This is a genomic window from Aestuariivirga sp., from assembly GCF_046093005.1.
In the GTDB taxonomy this organism is placed as follows: domain Bacteria; phylum Pseudomonadota; class Alphaproteobacteria; order Rhizobiales; family Aestuariivirgaceae; genus Aestuariivirga.
Genome location: NZ_JBJTER010000056.1, coordinates 1 through 18007, shown reverse-complemented (window position 1 = coordinate 18007; position 18007 = coordinate 1). Strand labels below are relative to the sequence as shown.

Annotated in this window: 14 protein-coding genes and 1 pseudogene; 8 read left to right on the top strand and 7 right to left on the bottom strand. The window is 63.8% G+C overall.

The window, feature by feature from the left end; translation table 11 throughout:
- The first annotated feature begins 3 nt into the window (after positions 1–3).
- Positions 4–480, top strand: a complete 477-nt coding sequence (locus tag ACKOED_RS04435; protein WP_408915368.1) for a type II toxin-antitoxin system RatA family toxin — start codon at positions 4–6, stop codon at positions 478–480.
- Here ACKOED_RS04435 and ACKOED_RS04430 read toward each other — a convergent pair.
- Positions 450–953, bottom strand: a complete 504-nt coding sequence (locus ACKOED_RS04430) for a CinA family protein (protein ID WP_408915420.1) — start codon at positions 951–953, stop codon at positions 450–452. The genes ACKOED_RS04435 and ACKOED_RS04430 overlap by 31 nt on opposite strands.
- Positions 953–2131: a bifunctional 2-C-methyl-D-erythritol 4-phosphate cytidylyltransferase/2-C-methyl-D-erythritol 2,4-cyclodiphosphate synthase gene (locus tag ACKOED_RS04425; protein ID WP_408915367.1), complete on the bottom strand. Its 1179-nt coding sequence runs from the start codon at positions 2129–2131 to the stop codon at positions 953–955. The genes ACKOED_RS04430 and ACKOED_RS04425 overlap by 1 nt, the downstream gene beginning before the upstream one ends.
- 100 nt (positions 2132–2231) lie before the next feature.
- On the opposite strand from ACKOED_RS04425, the gene dusB reads away from it, so the two are divergent.
- Genes dusB through ntrC form a run of 3 tightly spaced genes read left to right on the top strand, consistent with a single transcriptional unit; the run spans position 2232 to position 5829 of the window.
- A complete protein-coding gene (dusB, locus tag ACKOED_RS04420; protein ID WP_408915366.1) occupies positions 2232–3242 on the top strand; it encodes a tRNA dihydrouridine synthase DusB in 1011 nt (336 codons plus the stop codon).
- Entirely contained in the window at positions 3239–4390 is a 1152-nt protein-coding gene (locus ACKOED_RS04415; RefSeq protein ID WP_408915365.1) for a two-component system sensor histidine kinase NtrB, read from the top strand. Before dusB ends, ACKOED_RS04415 begins: the two co-directional genes overlap by 4 nt.
- The gene (gene ntrC, locus ACKOED_RS04410; protein WP_408915364.1) at positions 4387–5829 is read left to right on the top strand and encodes a nitrogen regulation protein NR(I); all 1443 of its coding nucleotides are present in this window, start codon (positions 4387–4389) and stop codon (positions 5827–5829) included. The genes ACKOED_RS04415 and ntrC overlap by 4 nt, the downstream gene beginning before the upstream one ends.
- On the opposite strand, the pseudogene ACKOED_RS04405 reads toward ntrC, so the two are convergent.
- Positions 5826–6017: pseudogene (locus ACKOED_RS04405) on the bottom strand (IS5/IS1182 family transposase); the annotation flags it as partial. The gene ntrC and the pseudogene ACKOED_RS04405 overlap by 4 nt on opposite strands.
- A 419-nt stretch (positions 6018–6436) precedes the next feature.
- Between ACKOED_RS04405 and ACKOED_RS04400 the strand changes: the two are divergent.
- Entirely contained in the window at positions 6437–8332 is a 1896-nt protein-coding gene (locus ACKOED_RS04400) for an alkyl sulfatase dimerization domain-containing protein (RefSeq protein WP_408915363.1), read from the top strand.
- A gap of 70 nt (positions 8333–8402) precedes the next feature.
- Positions 8403–9556 (top strand): IS3 family transposase gene (locus ACKOED_RS04395; protein WP_408915362.1). Its coding sequence is split into 2 segments (ribosomal slippage): positions 8403–8652 and positions 8652–9556, totalling 1155 coding nucleotides; the frame shifts between segments, so codons are not numbered across the junction.
- Here the strand turns inward: ACKOED_RS04395 and ACKOED_RS04390 are convergent.
- Both ACKOED_RS04390 and ACKOED_RS04385 read right to left on the bottom strand, forming a co-directional pair.
- The gene (locus tag ACKOED_RS04390) at positions 9553–9870 is read right to left on the bottom strand and encodes a hypothetical protein (protein WP_408915361.1); all 318 of its coding nucleotides are present in this window, start codon (positions 9868–9870) and stop codon (positions 9553–9555) included. The genes ACKOED_RS04395 and ACKOED_RS04390 overlap by 4 nt on opposite strands.
- 23 nt (positions 9871–9893) lie before the next feature.
- On the bottom strand, positions 9894–10142 hold the full coding sequence (locus ACKOED_RS04385; RefSeq protein WP_408915360.1) for a hypothetical protein: 249 nt from the start codon (positions 10140–10142) through the stop codon (positions 9894–9896).
- Between the two features lie 128 nt (positions 10143–10270).
- On the opposite strand from ACKOED_RS04385, the gene ACKOED_RS04380 reads away from it, so the two are divergent.
- Together ACKOED_RS04380 and ACKOED_RS04375 are read left to right on the top strand one after the other, a co-directional pair.
- Positions 10271–10705: a hypothetical protein gene (locus ACKOED_RS04380; protein ID WP_408915359.1), complete on the top strand. Its 435-nt coding sequence runs from the start codon at positions 10271–10273 to the stop codon at positions 10703–10705.
- The gene (locus ACKOED_RS04375) at positions 10675–10812 is read left to right on the top strand and encodes a hypothetical protein (RefSeq protein ID WP_408915358.1); all 138 of its coding nucleotides are present in this window, start codon (positions 10675–10677) and stop codon (positions 10810–10812) included. Before ACKOED_RS04380 ends, ACKOED_RS04375 begins: the two co-directional genes overlap by 31 nt.
- Before the next feature lie 83 nt (positions 10813–10895).
- Here the strand turns inward: ACKOED_RS04375 and ACKOED_RS04370 are convergent, their stop codons facing one another.
- Positions 10896–17363 (bottom strand): beta strand repeat-containing protein, encoded by a 6468-nt coding sequence (locus ACKOED_RS04370; RefSeq protein WP_408915357.1) that lies wholly within the window; start codon positions 17361–17363, stop codon positions 10896–10898.
- Positions 17364–17874: 511 nt separating this feature from the next.
- A partial coding sequence (locus tag ACKOED_RS04365) for an ATP-binding protein (protein ID WP_408915419.1) occupies positions 17875–18007 on the bottom strand: 133 nt, incomplete at its 5' end.

Sequence of the window (18007 nt, the reverse complement as noted above, 5' to 3'; positions counted from 1 at the left end):
GGTTTGCCCAAGTTCAGCGTTGCGCGCAGCGTTCCCTATTCGGCGGAACAGGTCTTCGCCATAGCCCGGGATGTGGCGCGGTATAAGGAATTCGTGCCGCTGGTGACGCGCTCCGTGGTGCGCAATGCGCGCAGCCTCGAGGATGGCCGCGAAAGTTTCGACGGCGACCTGACTCTCTCCCATGCGAAGCTGCGGATCGAGGAGACCATGACCAGCCGGGTGACGGTCGATCCGGCGGCGCTCAGCGTGCGCGCCGAGTCGAACCAGGGGCCGGTCAGGCATCTGGTCTCGGAATGGCGCATCGTCGCCGCCGGTCCGGATCGCGCGGAGATCAATTTCAGCGTTGATTATCAGCTGCGAAGCCGTACCCTGCAGCTTCTGTTCTCCGGCATGTTCGACATGGCGGTGCGCAAGATCATGAACGCCTTCGAGGAGCGGGCGCGGAGCCTCTACGGGCCGTCGCGTCCCGCCAGCTCATAGGCCATCGCAAGGGCTTCAGCGACGGTGCGCAGGCGCACGGAGTCGCGGCCGATGTCGCCAAGCCGCAGGGTTTGAGCCATGGGCGCGATCCCTTTGCGAAGTGCGGCGCAATAGACGAGGCCGACCGGCTTGGCGAGACTGCCGCCGCCTGGCCCGGCGATGCCGGTCACCGCCATGGCGATATCCGCCGGGGACTGAGCCAAGGCTCCTTCCGCCATAGCCGCCGCCACCTCGGGGCTCACCGCGCCATGGCGCGCGATGAGGGACGCCGGCACCCCGATCATGCGCGTCTTGGCGGCGTTGGAATAGGTAACGAACCCGCTGTCGAGCACGTCGGAGGAGCCAGGTATGGCGGTGATCACACCGGCGATCAGCCCGCCGGTGCAGCTTTCGGCGGTGGCCAGCGTCAGGCGGTTGGCGCGGCAGCGGTCGATGAGCGCCGCAGCCTGGCGCGTCAGCGCTTCCGGAAACATCACGGCAGCCGCACGGTGACGGTGGCGAAGGCCATGATCCCTTCCCGGCGGCCGATGGCGCCGAGCCTCTCCGTGGTCGTCGCCTTGATGGCGATCCGGTCATGGCCCAGCCGGAGCAGGGGGGACAGATAGTCCTTCATCGCCGGCACATGCGGGGCGATCTTCGGGGCTTCCGCCAGAATGGTGATGTCGGCGTTGGCGAGGCGCCCACCCCTGTCTTCCAGGAGCGCGATCGCCCTGGCAAGAAAGACACGGGAGGCAACGCCTTTCCACTGCGGGTCGGACGGCGGAAAGTGAACGCCGATGTCACCCTCGCCGATGGCGCCGAGAATGGCGTCCGTCAGCGCGTGCATGGCGGCGTCGGCGTCGGAATGGCCCTTCAGGCTGTGAGAATGGGGAATGACGATGCCGCAAAGGGTTACAGCCGTACCCTCCCAAAACGGATGAATATCGATGCCCTGGCCCACCCGGACATCGGGCAGGGACTGGTACTGGCTGGCGGTCATGTTCTGGTCGGCGATGCGGATGTCCTCGGCGGTGGTGAGCTTGCGGTTTTCCAGCCTGCCCGGGATCATTGCTACGGCAATTCCGGCCTGTTCGGCAACCGAGGCGTCGTCGGTGAGGTTCTGGGTCTTCTCCGCCTCGGCTTTGCGGTAAGCGGAAACGATGCTGTCGTAGTGGAAACCCTGCGGCGTCTGGGCTGACCAGATGGCGGCGCGGTCGACAGTGCGGGTAACAATGCCGCCCGGTGCGAATTTGAGCGTTTCCGCCACTGGCAGGCCCGGCACCACGGCAGGGAACCGGTCGAGCCAGCCGACCACGTCACCAATCAGGTCTGGCGCGGCGAAGGGGCGGGCGGCGTCATGGATCAGCACCTTGGCGGGTTTGTGCCGCGCCACCGCCTCGATGCCGATCCGGCAGGAGTCCTGGCGGGTGGCGCCGCCGATCACCGGTGGAGCCATCTCAAGTCCCTCTGTCGCTGCCGCGAACATTTCCTCATGGCCGGTGCCGATGACCGCCTGCACATGGCCCACGGCGGGGTGGCCGAGAAAGGCCCGGCACGTCCACCAGATCACGGGCTTGCCACCGATGAGCTGATATTGTTTCGGCCGCTCGCCCCCGGCGCGGAGGCCGGAACCGCCGGCGACGATCACCGCCGCGACTGTCATTGTTCCCATGTAGCAAGGCTGCTGTGGGCTCGCAACAAAGGCTCTTGACGGTCTTGGGCAGCGGTGTATGCTGCCTGCATATTAATCATCTCTCGAAAGTGATTATTTTATGGGCATACGTATCGGATCGATTGAAACCCGCAACCGGGTTTTCCTCGCGCCGATGTCGGGCGTCACCGATGAACCCTTTCGGCTGACGGCCCATGAGCAGGGGGCGGGCCTGGTGGTCAGTGAAATGGTGGCCAGCGAAGAGCTGGTAAACGCCCGGCCAGATATGATGCGCCGCGCGCTGGGAGCGCAATCACTGTCGCCCTTCGTCATCCAACTTGCGGGCCGGGAACCCCAATGGATGGCGGAAGGAGCCCGGGTGGCCGAGGCCATGGGGGCGCAGATCATCGACATCAACATGGGCTGTCCGGCCCGCGAGGTGACCGGTGGCCTCTCCGGCTCGGCGCTGATGCGCGACCCCGACCATGCCGAACAGCTCATCGCCGCCACGGTGCGCGCCGCGCGCGTGCCCGTGACCCTCAAGATGCGGCTTGGCTGGGACCATGACTCGCTCAATGCGCCCGATCTCGCGAAGCGGGCGGAAGCGCAGGGCGTGGCGATGGTTACGGTGCATGGCCGCACCCGCTGCCAGTTCTATGGCGGCAAGGCTGATTGGGCGGCGATCGCCCGGGTGCGCGGGACGATCTCGATTCCGCTGATCGCCAATGGCGATGGCGCAAGCGTGGACGACGCCCGCGCGATGCTGCGGGCCTCGGGAGCGGATGGCGTGATGATCGGGCGCGGCGCGTACGGCCGGCCATGGTGGCCGGCGGTCATCGCCGAGGGACTCGACCCGGGGTCTGGCCGCGCCGAACCCAGCCTGGCTGAGGAAGCGCAAATCATTCGCCTTCACCATGAACGGATCATTGCGGCGCATGGCGCGCACCACGGCAACCGCATCGCCCGCAAGCATCTGGGCTGGGTCATTGGCCGGCTGGCTGAACGTCACCTGCTGACAGCCGCGGAAGCAGCCGCCTGGCGGTCATCCCTTCTACAGACAAACGACAATGACGCCGTCCGCGAGGGGCTTGGCACGCTCTATGGGCAAGTCCGGGAAAGGACCGCGGCATGAACCTTCCAGCCACCAGCAGCACGCCCGCCGTCCGCGAAACACCGCTGGCGCGGGCCGTCGTCGATGCGCTGCCCAACCCGCTGATCGTCATCGATGATGGCGAGCGCATCTGCCTCGCCAATGCGGCCGCGGAAAACTACTTCCAGACCAGCAGCAACGTTCTCCTGCGCCACAGGCTGGGCGATGTCGTGCCGTTCTCAAGCCCGGTGTTCGGGGCGGTGGCTCAGGCGCGTGCGCTATCCGGTGTCGTCAACGAATATTCGGTCGCCGTCGGTACGCCGCGTCTTGGCGGCGAGCGCCTGGTCGACATCCAGGCCGCCGTCATGGCGGACGAGCCCCGCTATGTGATCGTCATGCTGCTCGAGCGCTCCATGGCATTGAAGATCGACCGCCAGCTCACTTCGCGCGGCGCGGCGCGCTCGGTCTCCGGCATGGCCAGCATGCTGGCGCATGAAATCAAGAATCCGCTGGCCGGCATCCGGGGCGCTGCCCAATTGCTGGAGCCCAGCCTTGGCGATGATGACCGCGCCCTGGCGCGGCTCATCTGTGAGGAAACCGACCGTATCCGCGATCTCGTGGACCAGATGGAAGTGTTCTCTGACGAGCGCCCATTGGACAAGCGGCCTGTCAACATTCATGCCGTGCTCGAACGGGTGAAGCGTCTGGTGACGGCCGGCATTGGGCAGGGGGTCAGCGTGCGCGAGGACTACGATCCGTCCTTGCCGCCCGTGCTGGGCAACAAGGATCAGCTCGTGCAGGTGTTTCTCAATCTGGCCAAGAATGCCGCCGAAGCAATTCAGGCCGGTGGCGAGGCCGGCGAAGTGCTGCTCACCACCGCCTTCCGGCCCGGCATCCGGCTGACCGTGCCTGGCACCATGGAGCGCATCACCCTGCCGCTCGAGGTCTGCGTCCATGATACCGGTCCCGGCGTGCCCGAGGAGTTGCGCCCCAACATTTTCGATCCGTTCGTGACCACCAAGCCCGGCGGCAAGGGACTTGGTCTCGCACTGGTCGCCAAGATCGTGCGCGACCACGGGGGCATCGTCGAATGCATCAGCCGCGAACGCGGGACCACGTTCCGGGTGTTGTTGCCGATGCTGCGAGGCACGGAAGCGCCACGCGACTTTGATGGAGAACAGTCCTCATGACCAGCAAGACCGTTCTGATCGCCGATGATGACAGCGCAATCCGAACCGTGTTGAGCCAGGCGTTGAGCCGGGCCGGTTACAATGTGCGCTCGACGGCGACCGCGGCGGCGCTATGGCGCTGGGTCAGCGAAGGCCAGGGCGATGCGGTCGTCACCGACGTGGTGCTTCCCGATGAGAACGCGTTCGACGTGATCCCGCGCATCAAGAAACTGCGGCCGGCGTTGCCGGTGATCGTGATGAGCGCCAAGAATACCATCATGACGGCGATCAGCGCCGCCGAGCGCGGCGCCTATGACTATCTGCCCAAGCCCTTCGATCTCAACGCGCTCGTTCAGACGGTGGGCCGGGCTCTTGAGCAGTCACTGAAGCCGGCCTTCACCGGCAGCAGCCAGCCATCCGAGCAGCTGCCGATTGTCGGGCGCTCGGCGGCGATGCAGGAAATCTACCGGATCATCGCCAGGCTCACCCAGACCGACCTTACGGTGATGATCGTCGGCGAATCGGGAACCGGAAAGGAGCTGGTGGCGCGGGCACTCCATGATTACGGCCGCCGCCGCAAGGGACCATTCGTTGCCGTCAACATGGCGGCGATCCCCCGCGAGCTCATCGAATCCGAACTCTTCGGCCACGAGAAGGGGGCCTTCACCGGCGCCACCTCGCGGCTGGCCGGGCGTTTCGAGCAGGCCGAGGGCGGCACCCTGTTTCTGGACGAAATCGGCGACATGCCGCTCGAGGCCCAGACCAGGCTGCTCCGCGTGTTGCAGCAGGGCGAATACACAACGGTTGGCGGCAATGCGCCGATCAAGACCAATGTGCGCATCATCGCCGCCACTCACCGTGACCTGCGCCAGCTCATCAACCAGGGCAGCTTCCGGGAAGACCTGTTCTACCGCCTGAACGTGGTGCCGCTGCGCCTGCCACCGCTGCGGGAGCGAGCCGAAGATATTCCGGACCTGGTGCGGCACTTCCTGGCCCGGGCCGTGAAGGAAGGGCTTCCGCGCAAGGAATTGTCGCGCGAGGCCATCGAGCGGTTGCAGCGATACCGTTGGTCCGGGAACGTCCGGGAGCTCGAGAACCTGCTACGCCGTCTGGTCGCCATTGAAATCGACGATGTGATACCCGTTACCGCCATAGAGCGGGAGCTCGCGGCGACACCGGCGAGCCCGGCGGCGGAACCCAGCTCCTGGGCGGGCGCCAGCCTGGCCGAATTTGCGGAGAACTATCTTTCCCGGTATTTCGCCGGGTTTTCCAATGGTTTGCCGCCTTCCGGACTCTACGAGCGCATCCTTGCCGAGATCGAGCCGCCACTGCTGCGCTCGGTGCTGGCGGCGACCGGCGGAAACCAGCTGCGCGCCGCCGAGCTTCTCGGCATCAACCGCAATACGCTGCGGGTGAAACTGCGGGACCGCCAGGTCAAGGTGATGCGCGGGCTCGCCTAGGGCGTGGACTCATTAGCGCGTCGCCGAATCCGAATTGGTGCCAAATTGATGATGGCAAGGTAGTTTGCCGTGAGCTTGTCATATCGTGTTGCAACCCGTCTGCACTGCTTTACCTTGTTAAAGAGCCGTTCAACGAGGTTGCGTGAGCGAAACAGGTAGGGGCTGAAATAGATTGGATCCTTGCGATTGCGATTGCGCTTAAGATGCTTCAGTTTGGCAGCTTGAATCACAGGCCGTGCGGCATCATCAGCCCCTCTCAATTAAGGTCACGAGAGATGCCAACGCTGTCATTCTTGTTTCCGCCATTGGGAGCAAAGCAGACTTGGCAGGACGTTGTGCTGGTTGCGCCTTGGTTGAAAATGACCCAAACTGGATCAAGCGTCCATCCTTGATCTGGCACAAACCCAGGGAGAACTAAGCCGAAATGAAAGCGACATTGACGTTGCCGGTGAGCACCGGGCAGATACCATGGCTTTAATGGCCAGTGGTGCCATTCGCCGAGCTTCTTTCCTGCAAGAATTGCCAATTCGCATAAACCTCGATCCTGTCAGGCCAGTCTTCTCGTAAATGTCGGGGGGACAGGGCAGCTACAATTGGAGAGAAAAGGATGTCATCACGACGTGATCTTATCCGGGCCGTGCCTGCAGCAGGGGCGGCATTGGTGCTGGCCGAGGCGGCGGTACCGGACCTTGGGGTAGCGCAGGTGGCAGTGCCAGATCTGAACGGCTGGCATAGTCCTTCGCTCGTAGAGACCACGGTAACAGGCCCAAACGGGGCCGTTACCACGAGGGCGGCGTTAGATGCCAACATCAAGCTGGGTGCGCTGGAAAAATCAGCCGTCGAGGTGGCGCGGGGGGTCTGGCTGTTGTCGGGTTGGGGCTTGGGGCACAGCATGGCCGTGCAGGCAGCCGAGGGCTGGATCATTGTGGACACCGGTGATTCCACCCGCGCGGCCAAAGAGATGCGCGCCAAGCTGGAGGAGGCGGTTGGTGGCAAGATCAAGGTGGCGGCGATCCTCTTAACGCATTGGCACTATGCCGATGGCACCGCAGCCTGGGTGGATGAGGGGGCGGAGGTCTGGGGGCATGAATGGCTGGATGCGAACCGCAATGCCTCGTCGGGGGTCAGCATCAAGGCCGGCTTCTATCAGGCGCGGGCGATGGCGCAATTCGGGGTGCTGCATCCCACCGAAGGGCCGGACGCATTCCCCAATAAGATGGGTTTCACTCTAGACAAGCTGTTGGGCGCATCAAGCTATCAGCCGCCGACGCGGCTGTTCACGCACGGCAAGATCGAAACGTTCACCATCGCCGGCGAGGAGGTGGAGGTTGCACCGAACCGGTCGGATACGTCCGACAGTGTCGGTTTCTACTTTCCTGCCCGCCGGACTTGGATCACCAATTTTATGGTGCAGGGCTTCATCTTCAACATCTATACCCTGCGCGGCGGGCCGTTCCGCAACCCGCTGCCCTGGCTGGAAGACAACCGCTGGATCGAGCAGAAGGATGCCGAGGTGTTACTGGACCTGCATTCGGCCCCGCTGATCGGCGCCGAGAACGTGCGTGCGGCAGTGCAGCGAAGCATGGCGCAGGTTCAGATCATCCATGACCAGACCTTGCGGATGATCGCGCGAGGCATGGATGCGCGCGAGGCTGCCGAGGCGGTTTACATGCCCGCCGCACTGCGGGAGGGCTGGGAAACCTATGGTCAGGTCGAGAGCCACGTCCGGCAGATCTACAACGGCACGGTTGGTTGGTTCGGTAATGATGTCTATGAAATCAATCCACTGTCACTGCATGACGAGTCGGTACGGATGGCGATGCTGGCAGGCGGCGTCGATCAGCTCCGTAAGGCGGCGAGCGACGCGGTGGCCGCTGGCGGCATCGGCAACTGGCAATGGGCGCTGAAGCTGACCTCGGCCCTGCTACGGCTGGACCCGCAGGATGCGGAGGCGCGGCAAACCCGTGCCGTGGCGGCGCGGGCCTTGGGCCAGCACACCAATTCGGCCAATGCGCGCGGGTTCTATATCACCGAGGCGTTGGAGATGGAGGGTGCGCTAACGGTCGCCGGCAAGCCGGTAACGATGGCGTTGGTCCGGGCAGGGGTGGGAACCCCAAGCAAGGCCGATCTGGTGGCCTCCCCGGCCAAGGTCAGTCTGGAGTTCTTGCGCTACATGGTCGATCCCGTGCAGGCAGAAGGCAAGACGGCCGAGTTCACTGTGGGGCTGGTCGGGGTTGATGCGACATACCGGGTGATCTTGCACAACAGCGTGATGGTGGTGGAAGGCACGGCGTCCAAGGCCAACCTGCATCTGCAACTAGCGCTAGAAGACTTGGCCGATCTGATCCTTGGCAACCGCTCTTTTGCCGCCCTCAATCCTGTGCTGGCCGATTTCGAAGCGTCGCTGGACCGCAGCCATTTGCTGCCACTGCCCGAAGGGATAGGCCAGAGCCTGGAAGATCCTCATGAACAGGAGCGGCTGACGGCATTGGGTGAACAATAGACCACGCATTGGCCTGCTGCCGGTTCCGTGGACACCGAGTTAAGGTGTTTAATGGAACTGGAGGTGTCCAATGGAGAGACGGAAGTTCAGCCGCGAGTTCAAGCTTGAGGCAGTAAACCTGGTCCGGGAGCGCGGCGTTTCATATGCCCAGGCAGCCCGTGACCTCGATATCAATGACAACATGTTGCGGCGGTGGGTGAAGGAGTTCAGCTCTGATCCCCGGGAGGCGTTTCCAGGCCTCGGGCAGATGAAGCCTGAGCAGCTGGAGATCGACCGGCTGCGCAAGGAGGTTGCGAAGCTGAAGGCGGAGCGTGACATCCTAAAAAAGGCCGCAGCCTACTTCGCGAAGGAAGTGACGTGAGGTTCGCTTTTGTCGCGAAGCACCGTTCGATCTGGCCGGTGGCATGGCTTTGCAAAGCGCTGGATGTGTCGCGGTCGGGCTTCCACGCCTGGCTGAACCGGTCTCCAAGCAAAAGGACTCTGGAAGATGAGGCGGTGCTGGCTGTCATGCGGCGGAGCTTCACGGCCAGTGACCGGACCTACGGAGCACGGCGCATCTGGCGCGATGTTCTGGCTGAGGGCTTCAACATAGGCCTTCACCGCATCGAACGCCTGATGCGGGAGAACGCCATGCGGGCCAGGCCCCGGAGGCGTTACCTGCCGCCCGACACAGGCGAGCGGATGGCGAGCGCCATTGCGCCTAACGTACTGGACCGGCAGTTCCATGCTCCGGTGCCAAACAGCAAGTGGATTGCTGACTTCACCTGCATCTGGACAGCCGAGGGCTGGCTCTATGTGGCAGCGGTTATCGATCTATACTCGCGGCGTGTGGTCGGCTGGTCGATGAGCGCATCGATGACGGCGCAGCTCGTGACTGACGCACTTCTCATGGCCATCTGGCGGCGGGGCAAGCCCAGGGCCCTGCTGCATCACTCGGATCAGGGAAGCCAATATACCAGCGAGCCGTTCCGGCTGTTGCTGGCGGACAATGGCGTCTCCTGTTCCATAAGCAGATCGGGCAATGTCTGGGACAATGCTGCAATGGAAAGCTTCTTCTCCTCGCTCAAGACGGAACGAACAGCGCGCAAGACGTATCGCACAAGGGCACAAGCCAAGGCCGATGTGTTCGATTACATTGAGTGCTTCTACAACCCCAAGCGCCGGCATTCCACGCTCGGGTACATCAGCCCCATTGAGTTCGAGAGGAAGGCGGGGTTAGCTTAAGTGCATGTCCACGGAACCGGCAGCAGGCCATGGGTCGGCCTGGAGAAATCCGGCGCTGCCGGAAGCGTGCCCGATAGCGCCTGCTCGATGATCGCCTTGCGCTTGCCCAGCTTCGGGCTGGTCGGCGACGTTGCCTGCTCCGGCTCCTTGATCTGGATCGGCGCTTGGTGGTCGCTAGAGGGCGCAATTGCCCGCCAGCCGAACCGGCGTTCCGGCGTCTTGAACACCTCGTATTCGCTGGGCTTCAAACCGGCGCGCTTTGCGCCGCGCTCGGCGTTGAACTTCTTGTCGTAGGTCTGGGCTTGCTTCGTCATGGTCTTTCTCCTTGGGTTGGGGTTCAGTTCGAAGTCACCAGCGCCGATCTGCCTTCGGCGGTAACGCCGTAGATCAGCGGGCGGCGCTGGCCGTGGGGGTTGGGGTTGCTGGCAACGAGGCGCTGTGCCTCGATGCGGGCTTCCTCAAGCGTCGCCGCACTCGCCCGCGCGTAGCGCCCGGTTCCGAGGAACAGGGCGATATCGTAGCGGACGGCGTTCCGGAGGATCGCCGCCTGGGCGGCGTCGGCGGGGTGGATGCGCTTCTGATTCATGAGCAATCTCCGTGGCTTACGGTGACGCAGACAGCCTCGAAACGGCCCCGGGAGCAACTGCTAAATCACTGAATTCGCTCATTATTTTTGGTCAGGAACGGCTCTCATGGGATTGTCGCGACGGGCCTATGCGCGCCATCGCGGGGGCCTCCGATATGGCGGTGCGCAAGGCGATCGCCTCGGGCCGCATCGCGCTCGAAGCCGACGGCACCATCGATCCCCGCAAGGCCGATCTGGCGTGGGGCAGGCACTCCGATCCCGCGCAGGCCCGCCCACCCGCCAGGCCTCCGCGCGGCACGCCTCGTCCGGTGCCGGTGGCGGCGGTCGAGGCGGTGCGCGTGACCCTGCGCGTGAACGGTGAGGCGGCCCCCGCTTCAGGCGGCATGACCTTTGTCCAGGCGCGCACCGCCAATGAGGTGATCAAGGCGCAGGAGCGCGCATCCGGCTCGGCAAGCTCAAAGGCGATCTCGTCGACCGGGCGCGCGCGGCGGCAACCGTGTTTGCGCTGGCAAGGCGCGAGCGCGACGCCTGGGTGCAATGGCCGGCCCGCGCCGCGGCGCTGATTGCCGCCGAACTGCGGATCGATGCCCATCTTTGCGAGCAGGTTCTCGAAGCCCATGTCCGCCGCCATCTCGAAGAACTCAGCCAGATCGCCCTCGATCTCCGCTGACGGAGGCTATGACGGCGCTGACGAGATCGCCGCCGCCTGGCGGCGGGGTCTCGCGCCCACGCATCGGGTTCCCGCCGCGCTGCTCACGTAACGACACTGACCTCTATGTCGGCATCGATCGCCAGCGTGGCGGCCACCGTGCCACCGGCCGTGAGCGTCCAGACATCATATGTGCCATTGGCGCTGCCATCGAGATTGACATCGCTGGCCACCATGGCCCAGCTGTGGCTGTCGGGCAAAGGCCCCGCGCCATCGGGGTCGAGATCGAACAGGATCAGATCATCATCGGCGCCGCCTTCGATGACGATGCGGGTGGGCGCGGACATGGCCGTGAAATAAAACAGCTGATCGTAGTCCGCCGCCAGCACGTCACGGGCTTCGACCTCGAGAAGGTTGGCACCACTGCCGGCGATGTCGAAGATTTCGACGCCGTTCACCCGGCTGTCGAGCTGCAGGTTGATGCCCGCGCCATCGAGCCGCAGTGTGTCATAGCCGGCGCCGCCGTCGATGCTGCGGAAGGCGGTGTCTGAAATGGCCATGATGTCATTGCCCGCCCCGCCGCGCAGAGAATCGGCGCCGCCGCCGCCGGTGAGCGTGTCATTCCCGGTACCACCGATCAGAATCTCCGCCGCCACCGTGCCGGTGGTCACCACCGTGCTGCCAAATGCTCTGCCGAAGATCACATAGCCCTCGCCGGCATCAGCGCCGCCGTCGTCACCATACTGCGCGCCGACGATCAGGTCGTCGAAGCCGTCGCCATTGACATCGCTGGCCGATGCAACCGATCCGCCCGCCTGGTCATTCGCCGCATCGCCCTGGATGATGAAGCCCTGAGACAGCAGAAGCGTGGTGAGATCAATCACCCGGCGGCCCGTTCCGTCCACTGTCCCAAAGCCAGACCCCGTTCCGAACAGCACATAGGCCTCGCCAGCATTTGTGCCACCATCATCGCCGGTTGGCGCACCGACGAGCAGCTCGTCGAAACCATCACCATTGATGTCTCCCGCGGAAGCCACCGACCAGCCCGCCTGGTCACCCGCCATGTCACCCTGGATGATGAATCCCTGGGCCGCCGTCAGGCTGGTGAGGTCAATGACCTTCCGGCTGTATCCCCCGGCGGAGACCGCCGTGCCAAAGCCGGAGGCGGAGCCGAACACCACATAGGCCTCGCCGGCATTGATGCCACCGTCATCGCCAAAAACAGCGCCAACGATGAGATCGTCGTAGCCGTCGCCGTTGACGTCGCCCGCCGAAGACACCGAATAGCCCGCCTGGTCCCCCGGCATATCGCCCTGGATGATGAAGCCCTGGGCCGCCGTCAGGCTGGTGAGATCGATGACCCGCCGTCCGGTGCCGTTCACCGCGCCGAACCCGGATGCGGTTCCAAACACCACATAGGCCTCACCGGCATTCGTGCCGCCATCTCCGCCATAACGGGCGCCAACGGCCAGGTCATCGAAGCCGTCGCCGTTGACATCGCCTGCCGAGGTAACAGACCAGCCGGCATGATCAACCGCCGTATCGCCCTGGATGATAAAGCCCTGGGCCGGGGTGAGCGTGGTGAGGTCGATCACCAGGCGCCCGGTGGCATCCACCGTGCCGAAACCGGACCCCGATCCGAACACCACATAGGCCTCGCCGGCGCCGCCGCCGCCATCGGACCCCTTGGGGGCGCCGACGATCAAGTCGTCGAAGCCATCGCCGTTGACATCGCCCGCCGAACAGACGGAATTGCCAGCCCAGTCGCCGGAAGAGTCGCCCTGGATAATGAAGCCCTGGGCCGGGGTGAACGAGGTGAGGTCGATCACCCGGCGCCCGGTGGCATCCACCGTGCCGGAGCCAGAGCCCGATCCGAACACCACATAGGCCTCGCCGGCATTCGTGCCGCCGTCATCGCCCGTACGGGCCCCGACAATCAGATCGTCGTAACCGTCGCCATTGACGTCGCCCGCCGAAGATACCGACCAGCCCGCATTGTCCCCCGCCGTATCCCCCTGAATGATGAAGCCCTGGGCAGGCGTGAGGGTGGTGAGGTCGATCACCTGCCGGGTAAATCCGCCTGCACTCACCGCCGTGCCGAAACCCGCGGCTGAGCCGAACACCACATAGGCCTCGCCGGCATCAGTGCCGCCGTCATCGCCGGCGCGGGCCCCGACGATGAGGTCATCGAAGCCATCACCATTGACGTCACCGGCAGAGCTGAACGACACAGCTGCCCGGTCAGCCGCCGCATCGCCCTGAATGATGAAGCCCTGCGTGGCGCTGAGTGTGGTGAGGTCAATGTCATAGCCGATGTTCACTGCCAGAGGGGTCGATGCGGTGCTTACGTTGCCTGCAAGATCGGTGGCGGTGGCGGTGAAGGTCCGGTTACCGGCGCTCAGCTCGCCGGTCTGGATCGACCAGCTGCCATTGGCCGATGCCGTGGTGGTGAGGGTGGTGGCTGCTCCGGAAAGCGTCACCGTCGCAAACGGCTCCGCCGTGCCAGAAATCAGCAGGTTGGTATCCCCGGTCTTGCCGTCGCCGATTACCCCGGTGTCGTCCGAGAAGCCGGTAATCACGGGGGCCTGTACGGCGGTGTCTCGGGTAAAGATGAAACGGGTGGGAGCCGAAACCGCCCCGAACTCATCAACCTGGCGCACCAGCACAGTGTTTGGTCCTTCAACGGGCGTGAAACCAGTTGACCAGCTGGCCCCGCCATTGGTGGAGTACTGCACTGTCGCGCCCGGCGACATGCCCGAGACGGACAGCGCGCCAGTGTTGGTGATCCGGTCGCCGTCCACGCCGCTGTCGCTGACCAGCGACACGGTGAGCGGTGACGCCGCCCCAGCCTCGATCCTCACCTCGGCATTGCCGTTGGTATAGCGTTCATAGCTGACGCCGCCGGCGACCGTTGTTCCCTGATAGGCCCAGCCACCATCGGCGAAGTTCACGGTATCGCCGGCATCGCCGCGCATCGTCAGCACCGTGGTACCTCCGGTGCGTTCCTCGGTGATGCCGAGGACGGAGAGGCGGCTCAGGGTGAGGGTGTTGTTGCCGGTGCCGGTGAGGTCGATCTGCTCGATCGAGTCGATGGCATTCGATGTGACGGCATTGAGGTTCAGCGACATCCCCGCGCCATCGAGCCGCAGCGTGTCATAGCCGGTGCCGCCATCGACGCCGCGGAAGGTGAGGTCCGAGACGGCGAGGATATCATTACCAGCACCACCCCTGAGCGAATCCGCCCCGCCGCCTCCCACCAGCGTGTCATGGCCAATACCGCCGATCAGAATCTCCCCCGCCGCCGTGCCGGTGGTGACCACCGTGCCGCCAAACGCTCCGCCGAAGATCACATAGCCCTCGCCAGCATCCGCGCCGCCGTCATCACCCGCGCGGGCCCCGACAATGAGGTCATCGAAACCATCGCCATTGATGTCGCCGGGCGCCGCTATGGTAACGCTCAAATAGTCGCCAGCTGTATCCCCCTGGATGATGAAGCCCTGCGAAGGGCTGAGGAAACTGAGATCGATCACCCGGCGGCCCGTTGCGTCCACTGTGCCGAAACCAGACGCCGTTCCGAAGATCACATAGGCCTCGCCGGCATCCGCGCCGCCGTCGTCGCCCAAGCGGGCGCCGACCACGATATCAGCGAAGCCATCACCGTTGATGTCGCCGGCAGCGGCGACCGAGGCGCCCGCGTCGTCACCCGCCGCATCACCCTGGATGATAAAGCCCTGAGCAGGCGCCAGCGCAGTGAGATCGAGGACCCGGCGGCCCGTTCCGTCCACCGTGCCGTAACCGGATGCCGTTCCGAAGATCACATAGGCTTCTCCGGCATTGCTGCCGCCGTCATCGCCCAGGCGGGCGCCGGCTATGATATCAGCGATGCCATCGCCATTGATGTCACCAGCTGTTGAAACCGAAATCCCGGCAAAATCGCCCGCCATATCGCCTTGGATGATGAAGCCCTGGGAGGGCGAGAGGAAGGTGAGATCGAGCACCCTGCGGCCCGTAGCATCGACCGCTCCGTAAGCAGAGGCTGATCCGAAGATCACATAGGCCTCGCCGGCATCAGTGCCTCCATCATCGCCTCGATAGGCGCCGACGATCATGTCATCAAGACCGTCACCGTTGATGTCGCCCGCCGGGGCAACATTTGCGCCAGCCTGATCGCCAGCGCTATCCCCCTGGATGATGAAACCCTGCGAAGAGCTGAGAAAGGTGAGGTCGATAACCCGCCGGCCCGTCGCGTCCACGGTTCCAAAGCTCGATCCGGAGCCATAGATGACATAAGCCTCACCGGCATCCCCGCCGCCGTCATCTCCCAACCGTGCGCCGACGATCAGATCGTCGAAGCCGTCGCCGTTGATGTCACCCGCCGTTCGGGCCGGACCCGTGAAGTCCCCCGCCGAATCACCCTGGATGATGAGGCCCTGGGAAGGAGAGAGGAAGGTGAGGTCGAGTACCTGGCGGCCAGTGGCGTCGACCGCGCCGAAGGCGGAGGCTGCTCCGAAGATTACATAGGCCTCTCCGGCATTCGTTCCACCGTCGCTGCCGAGTTGAGCGCCGACGATCAGGTCGTCGAAACCGTCGCCGTTCACATCGCCGGCCGCAGAGACGGTCAAACCGGCGTAATCACCCGCCATATCGCCCTGGATGATGAAGCCCTCGGCAGGAGATAGAAAGGTGAGGTCGAGCACCCGCCGGCCCGTGGCATCGACCGCGCCAAAGGCAGCGGTTGATCCGAAAATCACATAGGCTTCTCCGGCATTCGTTCCACCGTCGTCGCCATATCGCGCGCCGATAATCAGATCGTCAAAGCCGTCACCATTGATGTCTCCGGCCAGGGAAACAGAATTGCCGGCAAAATCTCCCGCCGCATCGCCCTGGATGACGAAGCCCTGGGCTGCGGAAAGAAACGTTAAGTCCATGGTTAGGACAAAAACGCCGAGCGGATTGGATGCAGCCGAGACGTTTCCGGCAATGTCGCTCACCGAAGCGATGAAGTTCATCTGACCGTAATAGACCGGTCCGGTCTGCACCGACCACGCGCCGTCCACCCCCGCCGTGACCGTAAAGGTGGCGTTGGTTGAGCCGGACATCTGCAGCGTCACCTGCGCGAAGGGGTCCGCCGTGCCGCTGATCAGAAGATCGGTGTCCAGTGTGGCGCCGTCGCCCATGGGGCTGGTGTCGTCAGAATAACCGGTGATGACCGGCGCATTGGGCGCGATGGCGTCCAGCGTGAAAGCGAAGGAGGTCGCGGCGGAAGTGTTGCCGGCAACATCAATCTGCCGGACCTGAACCACGTTCGGCCCTTCGACAGGCGTGAAGCTGCCGCTCCACGAGACGCCGCCGTCGGTCGAGTACTGGACGGCGGCCCCCGCCTCGGTGCCGGAGACGGTGAGCGCGCCATTGCTGGTGATCCGGTCGGTCGATGAACTGCCGCTGTCGGTGGTTAGTGCCACGGAAGGCGCTGTGGCGGCGGTGTCCAGCGTGAAGGTGAAGCTCGTTGCGGTGGAGACATTGCCAGCCACATCAATCTGGCGGACGAGGACCGTGTTCGAGCCTTCGACCGGCGTGAAGCTCGACGACCAGGTCATGCCGTTATCGGCGGAGTACTGCACGGTCGCACCGGGCTCGGCGCCGGCGACGGCCAGCGTGCCATCATTGGTCAGGAGGTCACCGGCCGTGCCGCTGTCGGAGGCGAGCGCCACGGAAGGCATTGCGGCCGTGGTATCGACAGCTAGAATGCCTGACGGGTCGATCCCAAGCCCCGAGAGGTCGATTGGCAAGCCATTCAAGCCGGTGATCAGCGCGCCGTTGGCAAGCGGCCCGGCAATCCCGAGATCGGCAGTGTCTTCGCCCACCGCGGGCACATAGGAAAACACCAGCCGGTTGCTCCCCGCGCCCGATACGTAAGTGGCCACAGCCCCGTTCGACAGCGCAAGCGCCGGAACCCCACCCGCCACCGTCACCGGTGCATTGAATTCCAACACCACGGCCACCGCCTCGCCCCGCGCCAGTGCCCCGTCATTGGCGCCGAAATCGGCAGAAACGAGCCTTGTACCGGCAAGCGAACCCTTGAACACCTCTTCGGTCGTCATGGAAAGGGTATTGAAGCGGACAATCCTGTCGGCCTTCGCATCACCGTCGAGATCAAAGAAGAAATGAACGGCATAGCCGCTGACTGAGAACCACATGCTGTATGCAGCGGGAAGATTATAGCTCAAGGAAAGACGGACGGGCCCATGATCGGTTGCGCCATAGAGCTCTGACGTCATGGCCTCGACAAGAGCTTCCGGCAGAGAGTTGGCGCCCGCCGGCTGCAGCTCATCCGCCGGGGGCTGCCGCCCTAACTCTGCAACCTCTGTTGGCGAGGCGCCACCAGCCAACACGCGCGTCTTCCCACGCCCATCCTCGTCCAAAGACCGGAGCAGCGACGGCACGTTCCGCCAGGCCGCTCCGTCCCAGACGAAGCTGCCGCCGAGGCCCAGCTTGTCGAAACCGCCCGAGTTCCCAAAAGTCTCTGATCGCACGACCTCAGCCTCGCCGCTGCCGGCCTTTTTGGTTGACATGCCTAAACACGCTGCGGCTCTCCTCCTCCGGCGGAACGAAGGCCCGTCAGGGCCGGCCCGGCGTCACTCCATGTTTGCGGATAGCGAGCGGACGTTAAGGCAAGGTCAAATGGGCGCGAAATCGCGATTGTTGTGACTTTACTATGGGGAATACCGGGGAATTTGCCTAACCCGAGGCTTCCGCGAAAACCTCAAATTGACCGAAAATCAGATGGCAAGACAGGAACCAGATGAAAACCTTTCAATCTACTGTCGAGCTTGAGCTGGTATGCCCGATGGGACCGCGCGAGGACCAGTCATACAATTAACACCTTATAATTGCATTTTGTTGAGAGTAATTGTACAAATTGAAGAAAACTACTGATTGCACGGTATTGGAGATGATCGAATCCGACGCCTTCCAGGCACTGAAAAGGCTGTTCAAGTTGTTGATTTGCACTGAGAGTTGACCCGGGATTTTCATTGAGAAGTGACCCGGGTTTATGGTTTGTGCGGCCTCATTCGCCGCGGGTCAAGTCAGGGACTTCTCCTTTCTGGTTTTCGGCTTCGTCGAACTGGCTTTGAAGCGGAAGCTGTCGTTCCCGGTTTCAAGGATGTGGCAGTGGTGGGTGAGGCGGTCGAGGAGTGCGGTTGTCATCTTGGCA

Coding starts and splice junctions, on each gene's coding strand:
- ACKOED_RS04415 (WP_408915365.1), top strand. CDS start 3,239: ATGAACCTTCCAGCCACCAGCAGCACGCCCGCCGTCCGCGAAACACCG.
- dusB (WP_408915366.1), top strand. CDS start 2,232: ATGGGCATACGTATCGGATCGATTGAAACCCGCAACCGGGTTTTCCTC.
- ntrC (WP_408915364.1), top strand. CDS start 4,387: ATGACCAGCAAGACCGTTCTGATCGCCGATGATGACAGCGCAATCCGA.
- ACKOED_RS04385 (WP_408915360.1), bottom strand. CDS start 10,142: ATGAATCAGAAGCGCATCCACCCCGCCGACGCCGCCCAGGCGGCGATC.
- ACKOED_RS04425 (WP_408915367.1), bottom strand. CDS start 2,131: ATGGGAACAATGACAGTCGCGGCGGTGATCGTCGCCGGCGGTTCCGGC.
- ACKOED_RS04400 (WP_408915363.1), top strand. CDS start 6,437: ATGTCATCACGACGTGATCTTATCCGGGCCGTGCCTGCAGCAGGGGCG.
- ACKOED_RS04430 (WP_408915420.1), bottom strand. CDS start 953: ATGTTTCCGGAAGCGCTGACGCGCCAGGCTGCGGCGCTCATCGACCGC.
- ACKOED_RS04380 (WP_408915359.1), top strand. CDS start 10,271: ATGCGCGCCATCGCGGGGGCCTCCGATATGGCGGTGCGCAAGGCGATC.
- ACKOED_RS04390 (WP_408915361.1), bottom strand. CDS start 9,870: ATGACGAAGCAAGCCCAGACCTACGACAAGAAGTTCAACGCCGAGCGC.
- ACKOED_RS04370 (WP_408915357.1), bottom strand. CDS start 17,363: ATGTCAACCAAAAAGGCCGGCAGCGGCGAGGCTGAGGTCGTGCGATCA.